The organism is Gluconacetobacter sp. (assembly GCF_047721585.1).
GTDB classification, from domain to species: Bacteria; Pseudomonadota; Alphaproteobacteria; order Acetobacterales; family Acetobacteraceae; genus Gluconacetobacter; species Gluconacetobacter dulcium.
Map to the genome: position 1 here is coordinate 23,764 of NZ_JBDNXE010000010.1, position 18,627 is coordinate 42,390.

Here is an 18,627-nt window from a genome sequence, read left to right on the forward strand (position 1 = left end):
GACGCAAGGAGGTTTAATTGTTAAATAAACTGATATACATTAGTTAAGCATTTTACTTAACAAATGGGAGGCCGTCATGTCCGATTCCGCATTGGAAACCGCCATCGCCCAGGTTGAGAAGGTCGCGCGGGGACAGGCTCCTGCCCCCGTGGTTCGCTCGTTCTTCGATGAGGCGACCTTCACGGCTACGCATGTGGTGCATGACCCCGCCACCCGCCAGGCCGCCGTCATCGACAGCGTGCTGGATTACGAGGCGGCATCGGGCCGGACCAGCCATGCCACGGCGCAGAAGGTCGTCGATTATGTGCGGGCCGAGGGGCTGGAGGTGCAGTGGCAGCTCGAAACCCATGCCCATGCCGACCATCTGTCGGCGGCCCCCTGGTTGCAGGCGCAACTGGGCGGCAATCTGGCCATCGGGGCCGAGATCGTGCGGGTGCAGTCGGTCTTCGGCAAGATCTTCAATGCCGGTACCGAGTTCGCGCGTGACGGCTCGCAGTTCGACCGGCTGTTCCATGACGGCGACCGGTTCGCGGTCGGCGGCATCGAGGCGACCGTCCTGCATGTGCCCGGCCATACGCCCGCCGACATGGCGTTCGTCATCGGCGATGCCGCCTTTATCGGGGATACGCTGTTCATGCCCGATTACGGGACCGCGCGGGCCGACTTTCCCGGCGGGGAGGCGCGCCAGCTCTTCCGCTCGATCCGCCGCCTGATGGCGCTGCCGGACGCGACGCGCGTGTTCCTGTGCCACGACTACAAGGCGCCCGGCCGCGACCATTTCGCGTGGGAAACCACGATCGGCGCCGAACGCCAGGGCAATATCCATGTGCATGACGGCGTGAGCGAGGATGACTTCGTCGCGATGCGCACCGCGCGCGACGCCACGCTGTCGCTGCCGAACCTGATCATGCCTTCGGTGCAGGTCAACATGCGCGGCGGGCGCATGCCCGAACCGGAATCGAACGGCACCCGTTACATCAAGATTCCGATCGACACGCTCTGACGCCCGTTTTCCGCCCGTCCTTATTTCTCTCTCCTTTGTCGACCGGGAATTCAGATCCATGTCCTTTCGCGCGCTGACCCCCCAGTTTTCCGTTTCGCCGCAACTCTCCGTCGCCGATGTGAACGCGGCGGCGTCGGGCGGATTCAAGACCATCATCTGTGCCCGTCCCGATGGCGAGAGCGCGGACCAGACGCCTTCGATGGAGATCGAGCAGGCGGCGCGCTGCCGGGGGCTGGAGTTCCTCGCCATTCCCGTTCGCTCGGGCAGCCTGCCGAGCGACGAGGCGGTGGAGGCCATGCGGTCGGCGCTGGAGCGGGTGCCGGGGCCGGTCCTGACCTATTGCCAGGGCGGGAACCGGGCGGCGCGGCTCTGGGCGCTGGCACAGGCGGGCCACATGCCGGTGGAGGGCATTCTGGCGGCCGGCCGGGCGGCGGGGATCGACCTGTCCTCGCTGGGCGACCGGCTGGCCGCCGCGCCGCACGCGCCGCACGCGCCGCGCCCGGCGGCCGCAAAGGCGGTTGCGCGCCGGTTCAATGTCGTCATCGCCGGGGGTGGCGCGGCCGGTCTGGCCACGGCCGCGAGCATTCTGCGCCGCAGGCCCGGTATTTCGGTGGCCATCGTCGATCCTTCCGCCACGCATGACTACCAGCCGGGATGGACCATGGTGGGGGGCGGCATTTTCACGCCCGAACAGACGCGCCGCCCGGAAAAGGGGCTGATCCCGGCCGGTGCGACCTGGGTGCGCCAGCCGGTGGCGGGTTTCCTGCCGGAGGCGCGCGAGGTCGCGCTGGGCGACGGGACGGTGCTGTCCTACGACGTTCTGGTGGTGGCGACCGGGCTGACGCTGGACTGGGCGGCGATCCCTGGCCTGGAGGACGCGCTGGGCCGGAACGGCGTCACCTCCAACTACCGCTACGATCTGGCACCCTATACCTGGCAACTGGTGCAGGGCCTGTCGCGCGGCAGGGCGTTGTTCACCCAGCCGCCCATGCCGATCAAATGCGCCGGGGCGCCGCAGAAGGCTATGTACCTGTCCTGCGATGCCTGGCGGCGGCGCGGCGTGCTGAAGGATATCTCGGTGGGCTTCGACACCGCGACGCCGGCCCTGTTCGGCGTGGCGGCCTTCGTGCCCGCGCTGATGGCCTATATCGAGCGATATGGGGTCGACCTGCATCTGCGCTCGAAGCTGGTGGCCGTGGATGGCGCGCGGCGGGTGGCGACCTTCGAACGCGCGACGGAAGCCGGGTCGGAGCGGGTCGAGCAGACATTCGACATGCTGCATGTGGTGCCGCCCCAGGTGGCGCCGGCGGTGGTGAGGTCCAGTCCGCTGGCCGGAGCCGACGGGTTCGTGGCCGTCGATCCCGCGACGTTGCGCCATGCGTCCTTCTCCGAAATCTTCGCCCTGGGGGACGTTGCCGGCACGTCGAACGCCAAGACGGCCGCCGCCGCGCGCAAGCAGGCCCCCGTCGTGGCGGTGAATGTGCTGGCGGCGTTGGACGGCAAGGCGCCCGTCGCGGCCTATGACGGGTACGGCGCCTGTCCGCTGACGGTCGAGCGCGGGCGGATCGTGCTGGCCGAATTCGGTTATGGCGGCAAGCTGGAGCCGACCTTGCCGCTGTGGCTGCTGCGCGGCACGCAGCCGACGCGGCTGGCATGGTTCCTCAAGGAGAAGGTCATGCCCCAGCTCTACTGGCGGGGCATGTTGCGCGGGCACGAGTTGCTGGCCGCTCCCCGGAACGCTTCGGGAGCGTGACATGCCGCCCGACCTGACACATCTGGCGCTGGAGGTTCTCTCCGGCGCGCTGGTCGGCTTCACGCTGGGGTTGATCGGCGGCGGCGGGTCGATCCTGGCCGTTCCGCTGATGGTCTATGTGGTCGGGGTGAGCAACCCGCATGTGGCCATCGGCACCAGCGCCCTTGCCGTTGCGGTCAATGCGCTGGCCGGACTGGCGCAGCATGCGCGCGCGCGCACGGTCAAATGGCGCTGCGCCGCGATTTTCGCCACCTTCGGCGTGGTGGGGGCGTTCGGCGGGGCGACGCTGGGCAAGGCGATGGACGGCCGTCGGCTGCTGCTGTGCTTCGCGCTGCTGATGATCGTGGTCGGCGTGCTGATGCTGCTTGGACGGCGCAACCAGGGCTGCGAGGGGGCGGCGTGCAATCGTGAGAATATGAGCCGGGTCATGACCTATGGCCTGGGGACCGGGGCGCTGTCGGGCTTTTTCGGCATCGGCGGCGGTTTCCTGATCGTGCCGGCGCTGATCGCCTCCACCCGTATGCCGATCCTCAACGCCATCGGCACCTCGCTGGTTGCCGTGGCCGCGTTCGGCGCCAGCACCGCCCTCAGCTACATGGTATCCGGCCTGATCGACTGGAACCTGGCCGTGCTGTTCATCGTTGGCGGCGTCGTCGGCAGTTTCGGCGGGATGCGTGCGGCCCGAGCTTTGGCCGGGACCACCGGCGGCCTGACGATCTTCTTCTCCGGCGTCATCTTCTGCGTGGCGACCTACATGATCTGGCGCAGCTTCTGACAGGCTGTCGGGCGATCTGTCGGGCAGGTGGCGCGGTCGGCGAGCCGACGTGGCTTTCCGGCGGGGGGAAGGGGCGCGGCCGGTCTGGCGCGGGTGGCTGGTCGAAAGCACTGATCCTGGCGTAACATTCCGATACCATATCGGAAGGACCGTCGGCTATGCTGCGCATCTCGGATCTTGTGCAGGTCTATTCCAGCGGCACGCGCGCCCTGGATCATGTTTCGCTCGATATCCCGCGCGGGATGTTCGGGCTGCTCGGGCCGAACGGTGCGGGCAAATCCACCCTGATGCGCACCATCGCGACCTTGCAGGCTCCGACATCGGGCAGCGTGACGTTCGACGGGATCGACGTGCTGCGCGAGCCGGAGCGTCTGCGGGAGACGCTTGGGTATCTTCCCCAGGATTTCGGCGTCTATCCCCGTGTCTCGGCCTATGACCTGCTGGACCATCTGGCGGTGCTGAAAGGCATTACCGGCAGGGGAGAACGGCGCGAGACGGTCGAGACGCTGCTGCATCAGGTCAATCTGTGGTCCGTCCGCAAGAAGGCGGTTGCCGGTTTTTCGGGCGGGATGCGCCAGCGGTTCGGCATCGCGCAGGCGCTGATCGGGCAGCCTTCGCTCATCATCGTCGACGAGCCGACGGCGGGGCTGGACCCGGAGGAGCGCAATCGCTTTCTCAACCTGCTGGTGGAAGTGGGCGAGCAGGTGGTGATCATCCTCTCGACGCATATCGTCGAGGATGTCGCCGATCTGTGCCCCCGCATGGCCGTGCTGGCGGGTGGGCGCATTCTGCTGGAAGGCGCGCCGCTGGACCTGATCGAGAAGAGCCGGGGGCGCCTGTGGCGCAAGGTGATTCCGCGCGACGCGCTGGAGCAGTACCAGCGGGACTACCGTGTGATCGCCGTGCGTCTGTTTGCCGGCCGGACCGTCATCCATGTCGAGGCGGAGAGCGATCCGGGGGCCGGTTTCGCGCCGATGGAGGGGAGCCTCGAGGATGTCTATTTCCGGACGCTCGACAGTTCGCGCCGGGCGGCCTGATCCATGCTCGGACGGATTGCGCGGTTCGAGATCCGCTACCAGATGCGCGGCCCGGCTTTCTGGGTCTGCGCGCTGATCTTTCTGACGCTGACTTTTCTCTGCACCACCGTTTCGGTCATCCAGATCGGCAGCGGCGGCAATGTGCACAAGAACGCGCCCTATGCCGTTGCGCAGATGGAGCAGGTGTTCTCGGTCTTCTCGCTGTTCGTCTGCGCGGCGATCGCGGCCAATGCCGTGATCCGCGACGAGGAAACGGGTTTCGGCCAGATTCTCTACGCCACGCGGCTGCGGCGCCTGCCTTATATCTTCGGCCGTTTCCTCGGCGTCTTCGCGACCTGCTGCCTCGTGTTTCTCGCGGTGCCGCTGGGTGTGTTCCTGGGGTCGTTCATGCCGTGGGTGGACCCGGACACGCTCGGCCCGGTCCATGGGCTGGCCAATCTCAAGGCCTACGGGCTGCTCGCGATTCCGAACCTGTTCCTGATCAGCGCCATGATGTTCGCGGCCGCGACGCTGACGCGCTCCATGATGGGGTCGTATATCGTCGCGGTGTCGCTGATGGTCGTCTGGACCATTGCCGGCACCATGATCGGCAAGCTGCCGCGCCTTGAGGAAACGTTCGGTTATCTCGAACCGTTCGGCTTCGGGGCGGTCGATCTGGCGACGCGCTACTGGACGGCGGTGGAGCGCAACACGCTCGCGCCGCCCCTGACGCCGATGCTGCTATGGAATCGTGTGCTCTGGTGCGGCATCGCGGTCGGGCTTCTGGCCCTTGCGGGCAGTCTGTTCAGCTTCACGCGGCGGCAGGGACGGTTCGCGCGTCGGCGGGCGGAGGGGCCTGCCGAGGTGCCGCCGGTGTTCGACCCCCGCGCCTTGCCGCGCCCGCGCTTCGACGCGCGCGCGCGGCGCGTGCAGTATGTCATGCGCCTGCGCTTCGAGGTGCGGCAGGTGTTGCGCAGCCCGGCCTATATCGTGCTGCTGCTGCTGGGCATTATGAACACGGTGGGTGGGCTGGTCGATCTCGACGAGATGTATGGCACGCCCGTCTGGCCGGTGACGCGCGTCATGATCCAGCATCTGGCCGGCGCGTTCACGCTGATTCCGTTCATCATGGCTGCGTTCTATGCGGGCGAGGTGGTCTGGCGCGAGCAGGACCGCAGGATGCATGAACTGATCGGCGCCGCGCCGCTGCCCGGATGGATCTTTGTCCTGAGCAAGGTGCCGGCCATCGCCATCGTGCTGTTCACGACGCTGCTGGCGGGCGTGGCGGTTGGTGTGGTCTACCAGCTTGCGCATGGCTACACGCATCTGGAGCTTGGGCATTATCTGCTCTGGTTCGTGCTGCCCGGCACGGTTTCGGTGCTGTTGACCGCGATCCTGGCCGTGTTCCTCCAGGTTCTCGCGCCGCAGAAATTCGTCGGCTGGGGGCTGATGTTCCTCTATATGGTGCTGCGGCTGATCGGCGGCACGCTGGGGCTGGACGATATCCTCTATAATTACGGGCGCACGCCGGGCATGCCGCTTTCCGACATGAACGGGGTGGGCACGTTCTGGAAGGGGCTGGTGGTCAGCGACCTTTACTGGGCGTGCTGCGCGATCGTGCTTGTCGTGCTGTGCCATGGGCTGTGGCGGCGTGGCGCGGCCATGACGCTGCGGGCGCGGCTGGCGGCTCTGCCGTCGCGCATCCGGGGGGTGCCGGCGGCGATCGGCGGTGCGGCGCTGGTGTGTTTCGCGGGGCTGGGGGCCTTCATCTTCGTCAATACCCATATCTGGAACGAATATCGGACACCCAACCAGCGTGACCGCTACATGGCGGATTACGAGAAGGCGCTGCTGGCGTACGAGCATGTGCCGCAGCCCGACGTGACGGCGCTGCGCTTCGCTATCGACATTCATCCCGACGGTCCGGCGATGACGGTGAGCGGACATTATGTGCTGACCAACCATCAGGCGGTGCCGCTCGATCATGTGCATGTGCGGATGGAAACGCGCCAGACGAAGTTGATCGACCTGAAGATCGACGGCGCGACGCTGGAGCGCGATTATCCGAAATTCCATTACCGCATCTACCGACTGGATCGACCGCTTGCGCCGGGGGAGAGCATCGGACTGGATTTCCGCACCGAGCGCGGACAGCGCGGCTTTGCCAATTCGGCCGATACCGGTCTTGGCATCTTTCCGAACGGCACGTTCGTCAACAAGGACGATTTCGCGCCGTCCATCGGCATGACCCATGACGGGCTGCTTCAGGACCGCGTCAAGCGCCGCAAATACGGGCTGGTGCCGGAACTGCGCATGGCGAAGCTGGAGGACCGGTCGGCGCAGGCGCAGAACTATATTCATGCGGGTTGGACGACGGCGGACATTACGGTGACCACCGATGCCGACCAGACGCCGATCGCGCCCGGCGACCGCGTTTCCGACGTGACGCATGACGGGCGGCGTACGGCGCATTTCGTTACCTCCGCGCCGGTGCTCGACTTCTTTGCCGTGCAATCGGCGCGCTATGCCGAGCGGCATGCGCTCTATGACGGGCCGAACGGCAAGGTGGATCTGACGGTCTATTACGACCCGCATCATCCGTGGAACGTTGACCGGATGCTGAACGGCTTCAAGGCCGGGCTGAAATATTATGAGCCGAATTTCGGCCCGTATCAGTTCCATTATGCGCGTATTCTGGAATTTCCGGCCTATTCCGCCTTCGCGCAGGCTTTTGCCGGGACGATCCCGTATTCGGAAGGGATCGGGTTTATCGCCAACCTCTCGAACCCCGACAATATCGACTATGTGACCTATGTGACGGCGCATGAACTGGGCCACCAATGGTGGGCGCATCAGGTCGTGGGCGCGGACATGCAGGGGGCGACCATGCTCTCGGAGACGCTGGCGCAATATTCGGCGTTGATGACGATGCGCGAACTCTATGGGCCGGACAAGATTCGGCGCTTCCTGAAATACGAGCTGGACCGGTACCTGCGTGCGCGCGGCACGGAGCGGCTGGAGGAGGAGCCGCTTGAGCGGGTCGAGAACCAGCAATACATCCATTACCGCAAGGGGTCGGTCGTGATGTACCTGCTTCAGGATCGGCTCGGGGTGGACCGGGTGAATGCCGGGCTGCGCCAGCTTCTGGCCGATTACCGCTTCAAGGGGGCGCCATGGCCGCGCTCGCTGGATCTGGTCGGCGATTTCCGTGCGCAGGCCGGACAGAAGGAGGAGGGCGATGCCGCCGGGCAGCAACTGATTACCGACCTGTTCGAGAAGATCACGCTCTATGATCTGCGCACTGTCTCCAGCACCGCGACGAAGCGGGCCGATGGCCGGTTCGATGTGGAACTGAAGGTTTCGGCGAAGAAGCTTTATGCCGACGGCAAGGGCAACGAGACGGAAACGCCGATGAACGAGCCCGTCGATATCGGCCTGTTCACCGCCATGCCGGGTGAAGCGGCCTTCGACCGGAAGAACGTGGTGCTGATGCAGCGGGCGCCGATCAGGACCGGCGAGAACACGCTGCATTTCACGGTGGATCGCGCGCCCTCCTTCGCGGGTGTCGATCCTTATGTGGAAATGGTCGATCGCAATCCCGATGACAATGTCAGGGCGGTGACGGGGCCGTAAGGGCGGCCTCGCGCGTGGGTGCCGCCGAGCGGATGTTGCCCGTCGTCTGCGAGGCCGGTCATGTTTATGCCGTATGACGCCGGCGAACGGGCGGCAGATGCGGATGATGATCGATACCGGAGGAGGCACATTTGCCTCCGTCCGGGTTTCGAACATTGAAGCCGGCCGGCTTGGTTTGACGGGGGACGGGCGCCGCGTGGGGACGGGCAGGTTCCGGCTAGATTCGCGGATTGCGCGTAGTTTCCGGTGGGTTGCGGCCGGGCCTGAATGCTGGGTGAGGCCGACGTGGATATTTGGCGGAAGCAGGTCGTCAATGATATAGATCAAATGAATGCTTTGTTTTGTTATTTAAAACATCTTGCACATTTTGTAATGTAAAAGTAGGCATTCATGCGGCTTCATGAGGGGCCGTTGTACATGTGTCCTGATTGGTTCCCTTGGGGGGATAGCCGATCCGGTGAGCATGTCCCTATTTGTTTTCGGATAATGGTCGGACGTTTTGTGCCGATGGAGACGTCATGCGATCCGGGGGGCGCGCGTGACGGGTGATGGCAGACGAAGGGACGGGGGCGGGTCTTTCCTTCTCGGTTCCTGAAAGAAATCATCTGAATTATTCAATCATGGGGCGTGAGCCGTTGGTCGACGGGTTCAAGACGAAGGGACGCGAATTTCTTCTGCGCATGCTTGACGACATGCCGGTGGCAGTCATGACGGTGGAGCCGGAATCGCTGCTGATCGACTATGTCAACAACATGTCCGTTGCGCTGATCCGGCGGATCGAGCATCTGCTGCCGATCCGCGCCGATGAACTGATCGGCACGTCGATCGACGTGTTTCATCGCTCTCCCGCCTATCAGCGGCATCTATTGTCCGACCCGCGCAATCTGCCGCACAGTGCGCGCATCCGTCTGGGTACCGAGGTGTTGGACCTCAAGGTTTCGGCCATCAACGACCGGGAGGGCCGCTATATCGCACCCATGCTGACCTGGGCGCTGGTGACGAAGGAGGTCGAGGCGGAAAAGCGCATCGGCTATCTGGCGCATCACGACGCGCTGACCGGACTGCCCAACAGGCTCGTGTTCCGCAGGGCGCTGGAGGAACGGCTGGCGACGCCCGATGCGTGCTTCGGGCTGCTCTATGTCGATCTGGATGGTTTCAAGCTGGTCAACGACACGCGGGGGCACCAGGTGGGCGATGCGCTGCTGCGGCAGGTCGCCGACCGGCTCAGGATGTTATGCGATGATCCGGCGGTGACGCTGACGCGGCTGGGCGGCGATGAATTCGCGATCCTGTCGCCCCATGACGCGGAACGGCCGGTCGGGCTGCATGCCGACCGGATCGCGGCGGCGCTGGGCCGGCCCTTCGACCTGGAGCATGGCCACAGAATCCAGATCGGGGCTTCGGTCGGCATCGCACTGGTGCCGGAGCATGGTGTGGACCCCGAGATCCTGCTGGCGCGGGCCGATATGGCGCTTTATAAGGCCAAGGAAGATGGCAAGGGGATCGCCAGGCAGTTTTCACGCCATCTGGAGTTTCGTGCCCAGGAGCGGACGCGGTTGGAGGAAAGTCTGTACGCCGCGTTACAGGCCCGGCAGGATCTGTTCGTTTTCTATCAGCCGATCATCGATCTCTATTCGGGGTGCGTCACGGCGCGGGAGGCCCTGGTGCGTTGGTACCATCCTGAACGCGGCTGGGTCTCGCCCGCCGAGTTCGTGTCGGTGGCCGAGCAGTGCGGCCTGATCGACCCGTTGGGTGAATTCGTCCTGGATCGGGCCTGCCGCTGCGCCATGCAGTGGGAGGATGGAGCGCATGTCGCCGTCAACATCTCCGCCATCCAGTTGGGCAGGGAAACGCTGGTGCCGGCGGTTGCGGCCGCACTCGCGGCGTCCGGCCTGCCGGCGGAGCGGCTGGACATCGAAGTGACCGAGACGGCGCTGCTGGGCGACGAGCAGGGCGGTATCCAGGACCTGCTGGCCCTGCGTAAAATGGGGGTCTGCATTTCGCTGGACGATTTCGGTACCGGTTATTCGTCGCTGGCCCATCTGCGGGCTTTTCCGTTCGACAAGATCAAGATCGACGGGTCCTTCGTCCGGGATGCCCTGGCGCGCCCGGAATGTGCTGCTGTGGTCAGGGCTATTGCCGACCTGGGCCAGCGCCTGGGCGTACGGACCGTGGCCGAAGGGGTGGAGACCGAAGACCAGCTTGCCCTGGTGCGCCGGGAAGGGTGCGCCGAGGTGCAGGGCTATCTTCATGGTTGCCCCATGCCGGTGGGGGAAGATATCGAACGGGTGCGTCGTTGCGATCCGGAACTGGTTGTCCGGTGACGGGGCGAGGGGACGACATGCCGGATGGGGGCGTCATGCGATAGCGGGCTTCCTGGGCAGCAGGAATATTTCTCGTTTGGGAGGGAGAAGGCCGCGCGGGCGTGCTTTCCTTCAATAATTAGGATCGAAATTCACATGAGTGCCCATTCTGAAGCAAAGAAGCCGCTCCGGCAGAACGGAGCCGCTATCGAGAAGCTGCGGCGAACCCAGAACTTCATGGATATGACGGAGGCGAATTACCGCGCGATCCGCGGCGTCGGGGCCGTGATCGAACGTGAACTGCCTGAAGCCTTTGAGCAGCTTTATGCCCAGATTCGGAAAGTGCCAGAAATCCACAATCTTTTCTCGTCGGAAGAGGAGATGGAACGCGCGAAGCGGGCACAGCGGAACCACTGGAAGAGTATTTCGGCTGCCGATCTGGGCGCCGAATATGCTGCCCGCGTGCATGCGATCGGCACTGTCCATGCCCGCATCGGCCTGGAACCGACCTGGTATATCGGCGGCTATGCTATTATCGTCGATCATCTCGTCCATGCCATCGTCAACCATTTCCAGCAGGGGCGATCGCTGTTTCCGGGGCAATCCGCGCAGGTGACCGCGCAGATGGCGGATACGATCGCCAGCCTGTGCAAGGTGGTGTTCCTTGAAATGGACCTGACGATTTCCGTCTATCTGGAACAGGAGGAACTGGCCCGTGAGGCGGCTCGTGAAGAGGCCATCAGGAAGGAGCAGGACCTGGTCGCGGGCAGTTTCGGCGCCGTGATCGGCCGGATCGCCGAGCGCGACCTGTCGGGGCAGGTGCGTGACGACCTGCCGGCTGCCTATCTGACGCTGCGCGAGAACCTCAATAGTGCCATGGGCGCCCTGAACGGTACGCTGGGTGCGGTGCTGGACACGACCCAGGCGATCGACCGCGCCGCCGCCGAGATCAGCAGCGCCGCCCACGACATGGCCGGCCGCACCGAGCGCCAGGCTTCGTCGGTGGAGCGGACCGCCGCGACGGTCGAGCAGGTCAGCGCCACTGTGTCCGAGACGGCGACGCGGGTCGCTCATGCCGAGGATTTCGTCGTGCAGTGCGAGGCGGCGACCGGGCGGTTCGGCGAGATGATCGAGCGGGCGCAGAACACGATGGGCGATATCGCCGCCTCGTCGGACGCCATCGCCCGGATTACCGATGTGATGGACGGCATTGCCACCCGCACCAACCTGCTGGCCCTGAACACCGCCATCGAGGCCGCGCGCGCCGGCGAGGCGGGGAACAGCTTCAAGATCCTGGCGAAGGAGATCCGGGACCTGGCGACGCGGGCGGCCGAGGCGTCGAAGGAAGTCAGGGGGCTGGTGAATACCGCGCGGGAGCAGGTGGCGACCGGCGTGACCGCGATGGGTGAGGCGAGTGCGGCGATCGGCAGCATCATCGCCGGGGTCAACGAGATCGGTAGCCATCTGAAGGATATCGCCGTCGCGGCGCGGGAGCAGGCCTCGGCGTTGCGGGACATCAACGGCGCCGTGGCGACGATCGATCAGGGCACTCGCCAGAACGCGGCGATGGCGGAACAGACTTCAGCCGCGAGTTCGGCGATGGCGGAGCAGGCGGCTGCCCTGAAAGCCCAGCTTTCGGAGTTCCGGCTTGCCCGGCCGACCGGTGCGGCGAAGGCGCCTGTTCGGCTCGCCGGGCCCGGCGCCCGCTATGCGGGCGTGGCGTAACGGCTGACCGACTGATCGCGGACGGCGAGCATCTCGCCCAGGCGCACCAGGTCGGCCAGCGAGCGGGCGCCCATTTTCCGCATGACCTGGGCGCGGTGGAGCTTGATCGCCGGCAGGCTGAGGGACAGGTGGCCGGCGATCTGCTTGTTCATCAGCCCGGCCACGACCAGCGCCATGACCTGGCGCTCGCGATCGGACAGGGTGTCGTAGCGTTGGCGGATGTCCGCCGGGCAGGGCGTGTCGCCCTGTGTGTCGGACCAGTGATCGAACGCGCGGGAGACGGCGGCGAGCAGGGCTTCGTCGTCCAGCGGCTTGGCGAGGAAGTCGATCGCGCCCGCGCGCATGCCCCTGACGGCCATGGGAATATCGCCGTGGCCCGTCATGATGATGACGGGAATGCCAAGGCCGGCTTCGGTGAGTGTGGCCTGGAATGCCAGGCCGTCGACCGTGCCGAGCCTGACATCGAGGATCAGGCAGCAGGGGCCGGCCGGACGGGCGACGCGGAGAAATTCTTGCGGGTCGGCATGGGTGGTGACGGTGTGGCCGGCCGAGCGCAGCAGGCTGTCCAGCGAGGCGCGTATGCCGGCGTCATCGTCGATCACGATGACATGGCCGGCCGGTTGCGGTGGTGTGTCGTGCGTCATGAGGTGATCTCCAGCACCGGCAGCCGTACCGTGACGACGGCGCCGCGTGGGGTGGCGTTTCGGGCCTCGATCGTGCCGCCATGGGAAAGGGCGATGGTGCGGCAGATCGCCAGCCCCATGCCCATGCCCGATGCCCTGGTGGTGATGAAGGGCGCGAAGAGGTGATCGGGATCGAGATGCAGGAATCCCGGCCCTGAATCCTGAATTTGCAGGCGGATCGTCCGGTGCTTCGCCTCGTCTTCGGCCAGGGTCAAGGTGATGAGCCTCCGGTGATCGGTCGTCGTCTCAAGCGCCTGGATGGCGTTCAGCATCACGTTCATGACGATCTGCTGGATGGCGATCCGGTCGCCGATGATGGCCGGAAGATTCGGTGCGGCATGGCGGCGCACGTCGATGCCGCGTGTGGCCAGTTCGGAGCGCAGCAGCAGGAGCGTGTCTTCGATCAGGGCGGGAAGGTCCAGCCGGGCATGGGCGAGCGGGGCCTTGCGCGTGAGATCGCGGACGCGGCTGATGATGGCGGCGGCGCGGCGGCTGCTGGCCTTGATCTGGTCGAAGCAGGCGAGGGCCTCGGGGAGGTCGGGCCGGTCGCGGCGAAGCCATCGGCCGCCCGATTGCGCGAAGGTGGCGATGGCCGACAGGGGCTGGTTGACCTCGTGTGCGATCGAGGCCGTCAGGTGCCCCAGCGTGGCGATGCGGTCGGCATGGGCCAGCAGGCGGGCCTGTTCGGCCAGCGCGTCCCTGGCCTGCCGGTTGCGGGCGGCCAGAATCGTGACGACGATGGTGGCGATGAGGCTCAGTGCCAGGCGGGCATACTGGCCGTCGAAGGGGGCGCCGTAATGGCGGATCGCGAAGGATGTGCATTCCAGCGCGACGCACACGCCGCCCACGATGTGCAGCCTGCGCGGCGTGCAGCGGTCGGCGACCAGGACGACGACCAGCACATACAGGACGCCGAACGCATTATGGGAGGGAGACAGGGTAATCGCGAAGATGACGACCGACATGATGGCTGCGATGAGCCAGTACCAGCGCCCCATGGCTCAGGAGAGTCCTTCGGCTCGGCCGCTCTCGTTTTCAAACGCCTTTCCGGTCAGCCGGCGTCTGGTGCCGGGGGGCGTATCCATGCGGTTTTCTACGTGAAACGGAATGTCACGATGTATCATAACATTTCTGGAAGAAAGTGGAAACCTATACCTAAGTCTATGATTTTTATGGCACCTATGCAATTGTGAGTGATTCTCATTTGTGTTTTTAAGGCACCACCTAACCGTGGTTGCGAGAATGAGAGAAATGTCCAGTCCACTGATCCGCCGCCGTGTTCATCCTGCGCCGCTGATGGCGGGATTTGCGCTTCTCTGCTCCGGATTGCATGTCGGTTCGGCCGAAGCCGGTACCGATGGCGAGACGGCGGCGAATGCGAAGCATCATCGCCATGCCGGTCGCAAGGCGCATGCCGGTAACCCTCATGCCGCAGAGAAGACGCCGGTGGAGGGCCATCAGGCGACCGAGGCTGCGCCGCCGCGTGCCGACGGGGTGGTGCCGGCACGGCCGCTGAACGGCCAGCCGCTCGATCAGGTGGGGCGGAGCGCCACGGCGGAAGAGCATGTGACGGTCGTCGGCAGCCGTATGAACATCCTGCATGAGGATATCGGCCTGAGCCGCATGCCGCAGGATGTGATGCACACGGCCCAGACCGTCAACGTCGTGCCCAAACTGCTGATGGAACAGCAGAACGTGAAGTCGCTGGACGAGGCGCTGCGCAACGTGCCCGGCATTACCGCCTCGGTCGGCGAGGGGGAAGGCGGGATGAGCGGGGACCAGTTCCTGATCCGCGGCTTTCAGGCGCAGAACGATATCTATGAAGACGGGTTGCGGGATTTCGGCGTCTATAGCCGCGACAGTTTCGATTATGACCATGTGACCGTCATCAAGGGGCCGTCGTCGGAAGTGTTCGGCAACGGGACCACGGGCGGCGCCATCAACATGGTGACCAAGATGCCGCATCTGGGGAACAGCTATGGCGGGCAGTTCAGCGGCGGGTCGGCCGATTATTATCGGGGCACGCTGGATGTGAACCAGCAGGTCGGCGCATCCACCGCCGTGCGGATTGCCGCCATGGGCAACGAGAACGACGAGGTGGGGCGCGCCAGCGTCTATTCGCATCGCTGGGGCATCGCGCCGTCGGTCGCGTTCGGACTGGGCCGGCCGACGACGCTGACGTTGGAATATTTCCATCAGACCGACAACCGGATTCCCGATTACGGCGTGCCGCTGCTGAAGAAGCCGGGGACGAGTGTGTCGCGGCCCGCGACCGCGTTCGGCCTGAACCGGAACAACTGGTATGGCACGCAGTACGATCAGGATGCCACGAACGTGGACATGCTGTCGGCGCATCTGAAGCATGAGATGAACAGCCATATCTCGTTTTATGACGATCTGCGCGGGGGGATGTACGAACGCTATTATTCGGCGTCGCAGCCGGGGTGCGATGCGACCTGCAACGCGGCGTATTTTACCGATCCGTCGGCGGCGATGGTGAACCGTCGCGGCCATCTGGGCGGGCCGGAGCCCTATCAGCAGAATGACTGGTCGGTGCAGAACGTCTTTTCCACCATCGCGAAATTCAATACCGGCGTCCTGCGGCACCAGATCATCGCCGGGTGGGACGTGGCGCATATCTATGACCGGCGCATCAATTATGCCTTCAACTATAACGGGCAGAACGGCACGCGGAAGGACCTGACCAGCATGGTCAATCCGACGAACAATGTGCCGGATCTTCTGCTGGGCGGGCAGGGCCAGTACAGCTATGACCTGGTGAATATCGGCGGAGTGGGACGGGCGCTGTACAAGACCGGTTCCGCGACCGATGTGGGGGCGTTCTTCTCCGACCAGATCTGGTTCACGCCGAAATTCTCGGCACGGGCCGGGTTCCGCTGGGACCATTGGGACAGCCATTATGCGGCCAATGAGGGGCCGGCGGGCAACGGTGTCGCCTATGGGCAGAATCAGGACACCTACAACCCGACCGTCAACCTGATGTATACGCCCGACGACAATACGATGCTCTATTTCAACTGGGCGAAATCGACGACGCCGCTGGGGCTGTATGTGACCAACAGTTCGGAGCCGCTGAAGGCCTCGACCGAGGGGTTCAAGCCCGAGACCAGCAGCCTGTATGAAGTCGGTGCGAAATATAACGCCTTTCGCGGGCGGATGGGCTTTACCGTTTCGGCGTTCCGTCTGGAAAAGGGCAATTCGCTGCTGACGGACCCTTCGACGGGGAATGTGAGCGCGTCGAGCGACCGGCAGCGGAACCAGGGATTCGAACTCAGTGCGTCCGGCGAGATCCTGAAGAACTGGAACGTGATCGCGACCTATGCCTATTACGACGCGACGACCGTGGGGTCGCTGACGCCGGCGGATGTGGGCAAGCGTATCCAGTATGCGCCGAAGAACTCGGCGACCTTCTGGACCACCTATACCGCCGGAGCGAACACGCCGTGGAACGTGACCTTCGGCGGTGGCCTGACCTGGCGGCAGGGCGTGTGGCTGGATGCCGCCAATACGGCGCGCGCGCCATCGACCGTGGAATGGGATGCCATGATCTCGCACAGCTTCCTGAAACATTGGAAGGTGCAGATGAATGGCTACAATCTGGCCAATCGCCTGAACTATTCCAATCTGTTCAGCGACCGGATCACGCCCGCGACCGGCCGGGCGTTCCTGTTCGCCGTTTCGGCGACCTACTGACGACGGGTCACGGACCCTGCCGGGTGGGCGGGGTCCGCAGGGTTTCCAGGGCTTCCGACAGGGCTTGTCGGGTCGTGGCCATGTCGGCGTCGTCGTGCGGCGTGCCCAGATACATCAGGCCGCGCGGCAGGGTGTAGATGCCGCGTTGGAGCAGGGCGTCGGTCAGGCGGCCGGTTGCCGCCCGGTCCACCTGGGTCAGGTCGCCGATACAGGTCAGCCCCTTCGTTCCGACAAAGAGTTGCACGGCGGAGCCGACAGCCTGGGCGCAGGCTGGGATGCCCGTCCGTGCGGCCTGCGTGTTGACGTGGGCGCACAGATCGGCGGCCATGGCATCCAGCCGCGGATAGAGTGTTTCGGCGTGGATGCGAAGGTGGGACACGGCCGCGAAGCCCGCGGCCAGGGACAGCGGATTGCCGTTGAAGGTGCCGCGATGCAGCAGGCGCCCGCTTGCGACGTCGTGCATGATGTCGCGCCGTCCCGCCACCGCGCCGATCGGCAGTCCGCCGCCCAGCACCTTGCCCAGCACCGTCAGGTCCGGCAGGACGCCGTAGCGTTGCTGCGCGCCGCCGAGTCCGAGGCGGAAACCGGTGATCACCTCGTCGAAGATCAGGACGATGCCGTGTTCGCGCGTGGCGATCCGCACGGCTTCGAGAAAGCCCGGCGGCGGGGCGAAGCAGCCGGGATTGATGGCCGCCGGTTCCAGGATCACGGCGGCGAAACTGCTGTCGAGCGACGCCATCTGTGCGGCGTCGCCCCAATCGAACAGCACCACGTCCGCCGAGGCCGCCGGGTCCTGGCCGATGGTGCTGGGGCCGTCATTGTCCGGTGCGCCGGCGATGTGCAGGTTGTCGATCCAGCCGTGATAGTTGGCGCGGAATTTCGCGATCTTGAGCCGACCGGTGGCGGCACGGGCGATGCGCAGGGCGAGTTGTACGGCCTCGGTGCCCGTCGTGACGAAGGCCGTCTGTTCGGCCGTGGGCACGCAGTCCGCCAGCAGGTCCGCCAGCGCGGCCTCGCCCCGATGGACGGTGGCCGTGCGCAGACCACGGGCCATTTCCCGCGAGACCGCCGCCAGCACGCAATCGGGGGTATGACCCAGCAGGAGCGGGCCGTAGCCGAGGGTGAAGTCGATATAACGGTTGCCGTCCAGGTCGGTCAGGTGAACGCCCTGTGCGTCCTCGATGACGACCGGTACCGGGGTCTGCCGTCCGCGCGGGGTCGAGGAGACGCCGAAGGGCAGGTGCGTGCATGCGGCCGCGCGATAGGCGCGCGAACGGGTGTAGTCGGGGGCGGGCATCAGGGGGTCTCCGCCCGCGCGGGGCAGGCGCTGAGGTAAGCGGCGACGTCATCGGTGGGGATGACGTCGGCATATTTGCAGTTGAGGTCGAACAGGTTGATCGCGTGGCTGGCCTCGAACCGGTCGAAGGCGGTTTCTTCGGGGATGATGGTCTTGAAATTGTAGGAATAGGCATCGACAGCCGTGGCGCGCAGGCATCCCGATGTCGTGCAGCCGGTCAGGATCAGCGTATCGACGTCGAGGAAATTGAGCTGGCTCATGAACAGCGTGCCGAAGAAGCAGGACGGCTTGCGCTTGCCGATCAGATAATCCTGGGGGCGGGGAGCCAGCGGGGCGACGACGCGCGTGGCATGGGTGCCCTCGATGACCGTTTTTTCGTGCCCGCGATGATTCTTGCCGACCTGGACCCCGGAATCGCGCAGGTCGGCGCGGCGCGCGCTTTCGGTATAGAAGATCGGCAGGTTCTTCTCGCGCGCCAGCAGCAGGAGGCGTTCGATGTGCGCCACCGCCGCCCACGCTTCCGGCCCGCAATGGGTGCGATAGGTCCTGAGTCCGTCCAGGATGTCCTCCGGCCCATCGCCGCAGAAATTATACTGCACGTCGATGATGAACAGGGCTGGGCGGGAACCGAAGCCCCCGCGTTTGCCGTAACCCGAGGCGGCATAGACCTGGCGGTCCCGTTCCGTCAGGAACCGGTCCCAGAGGCGTGGTCTTTCATCCATGGC

12 protein-coding genes are annotated in these 18,627 nt (G+C 65.2%); 8 read left to right on the plus strand and 4 right to left on the minus strand.

What is annotated here, in order from left to right; all coding sequences use genetic code 11:
* Nucleotides 1–76: 76 nt before the first annotated feature.
* From ABF821_RS03785 to ABF821_RS03815, 7 genes are all read left to right on the plus strand, one after another.
* Nucleotides 77–1,003, plus strand: a complete 927-nt coding sequence (locus tag ABF821_RS03785; RefSeq protein WP_182974196.1) for an MBL fold metallo-hydrolase — start codon at nt 77–79, stop codon at nt 1,001–1,003.
* A gap of 58 nt (nt 1,004–1,061) precedes the next feature.
* Nucleotides 1,062–2,756 carry a TIGR01244 family sulfur transferase gene (locus ABF821_RS03790; protein ID WP_415529081.1) on the plus strand — a complete coding sequence of 565 codons (1,695 nt, stop codon included), beginning with the start codon at nt 1,062–1,064 and terminating at the stop codon, nt 2,754–2,756.
* Nucleotide 2,757: 1 nt separating this feature from the next.
* A complete protein-coding gene (locus tag ABF821_RS03795) occupies nt 2,758–3,531 on the plus strand; it encodes a sulfite exporter TauE/SafE family protein (RefSeq protein WP_182974198.1) in 774 nt (257 codons plus the stop codon).
* Between the two features lie 158 nt (nt 3,532–3,689).
* Nucleotides 3,690–4,568, plus strand: a complete 879-nt coding sequence (locus ABF821_RS03800; protein WP_182974199.1) for an ABC transporter ATP-binding protein — start codon at nt 3,690–3,692, stop codon at nt 4,566–4,568.
* A gap of 3 nt (nt 4,569–4,571) precedes the next feature.
* Nucleotides 4,572–8,180, plus strand: a complete 3,609-nt coding sequence (locus ABF821_RS03805; protein ID WP_415529082.1) for an ABC transporter permease/M1 family aminopeptidase — start codon at nt 4,572–4,574, stop codon at nt 8,178–8,180.
* A 620-nt stretch (nt 8,181–8,800) separates the two neighbouring features.
* Nucleotides 8,801–10,504 carry a putative bifunctional diguanylate cyclase/phosphodiesterase gene (locus ABF821_RS03810; protein ID WP_415529083.1) on the plus strand — a complete coding sequence of 568 codons (1,704 nt, stop codon included), beginning with the start codon at nt 8,801–8,803 and terminating at the stop codon, nt 10,502–10,504.
* A gap of 135 nt (nt 10,505–10,639) precedes the next feature.
* Nucleotides 10,640–12,208 carry a protoglobin domain-containing protein gene (locus ABF821_RS03815; RefSeq protein ID WP_415529084.1) on the plus strand — a complete coding sequence of 523 codons (1,569 nt, stop codon included), beginning with the start codon at nt 10,640–10,642 and terminating at the stop codon, nt 12,206–12,208.
* On the opposite strand, the gene ABF821_RS03820 is transcribed toward ABF821_RS03815, so the two are convergent.
* Entirely contained in the window at nt 12,190–12,852 is a 663-nt protein-coding gene (locus ABF821_RS03820) for a response regulator transcription factor (protein ID WP_415529085.1), read from the minus strand. The two genes, ABF821_RS03815 and ABF821_RS03820, sit on opposite strands and share 19 nt — an antisense overlap.
* Nucleotides 12,849–13,889 (minus strand): sensor histidine kinase, encoded by a 1,041-nt coding sequence (locus ABF821_RS03825; protein ID WP_415529086.1) that lies wholly within the window; start codon nt 13,887–13,889, stop codon nt 12,849–12,851. Before ABF821_RS03825 ends, ABF821_RS03820 begins: the two co-directional genes overlap by 4 nt.
* A 253-nt stretch (nt 13,890–14,142) precedes the next feature.
* On the opposite strand from ABF821_RS03825, the gene ABF821_RS03830 reads away from it, so the two are divergent.
* On the plus strand, nt 14,143–16,605 hold the full coding sequence (locus ABF821_RS03830) for a TonB-dependent receptor (protein ID WP_415529087.1): 2,463 nt from the start codon (nt 14,143–14,145) through the stop codon (nt 16,603–16,605).
* A 7-nt stretch (nt 16,606–16,612) separates the two neighbouring features.
* On the opposite strand, the gene ABF821_RS03835 is transcribed toward ABF821_RS03830, so the two are convergent.
* Nucleotides 16,613–17,902, minus strand: coding sequence for an aspartate aminotransferase family protein (locus ABF821_RS03835; RefSeq protein WP_415529088.1), 1,290 nt, complete (start codon nt 17,900–17,902; stop codon nt 16,613–16,615).
* Nucleotides 17,902–18,624, minus strand: coding sequence for an isochorismatase family protein (locus ABF821_RS03840; protein WP_415529089.1), 723 nt, complete (start codon nt 18,622–18,624; stop codon nt 17,902–17,904). Before ABF821_RS03840 ends, ABF821_RS03835 begins: the two co-directional genes overlap by 1 nt.
* Nucleotides 18,625–18,627 lie beyond the last annotated feature (3 nt).

Coding starts and splice junctions, on each gene's coding strand:
- ABF821_RS03825 (WP_415529086.1), bottom strand. CDS start 13,889: ATGGGGCGCTGGTACTGGCTCATCGCAGCCATCATGTCGGTCGTCATC.
- ABF821_RS03785 (WP_182974196.1), top strand. CDS start 77: ATGTCCGATTCCGCATTGGAAACCGCCATCGCCCAGGTTGAGAAGGTC.
- ABF821_RS03790 (WP_415529081.1), top strand. CDS start 1,062: ATGTCCTTTCGCGCGCTGACCCCCCAGTTTTCCGTTTCGCCGCAACTC.
- ABF821_RS03840 (WP_415529089.1), bottom strand. CDS start 18,624: ATGGATGAAAGACCACGCCTCTGGGACCGGTTCCTGACGGAACGGGAC.
- ABF821_RS03800 (WP_182974199.1), top strand. CDS start 3,690: ATGCTGCGCATCTCGGATCTTGTGCAGGTCTATTCCAGCGGCACGCGC.
- ABF821_RS03830 (WP_415529087.1), top strand. CDS start 14,143: ATGTCCAGTCCACTGATCCGCCGCCGTGTTCATCCTGCGCCGCTGATG.
- ABF821_RS03805 (WP_415529082.1), top strand. CDS start 4,572: ATGCTCGGACGGATTGCGCGGTTCGAGATCCGCTACCAGATGCGCGGC.
- ABF821_RS03815 (WP_415529084.1), top strand. CDS start 10,640: ATGAGTGCCCATTCTGAAGCAAAGAAGCCGCTCCGGCAGAACGGAGCC.
- ABF821_RS03795 (WP_182974198.1), top strand. CDS start 2,758: ATGCCGCCCGACCTGACACATCTGGCGCTGGAGGTTCTCTCCGGCGCG.
- ABF821_RS03810 (WP_415529083.1), top strand. CDS start 8,801: ATGGGGCGTGAGCCGTTGGTCGACGGGTTCAAGACGAAGGGACGCGAA.
- ABF821_RS03820 (WP_415529085.1), bottom strand. CDS start 12,852: ATGACGCACGACACACCACCGCAACCGGCCGGCCATGTCATCGTGATC.
- ABF821_RS03835 (WP_415529088.1), bottom strand. CDS start 17,902: ATGCCCGCCCCCGACTACACCCGTTCGCGCGCCTATCGCGCGGCCGCA.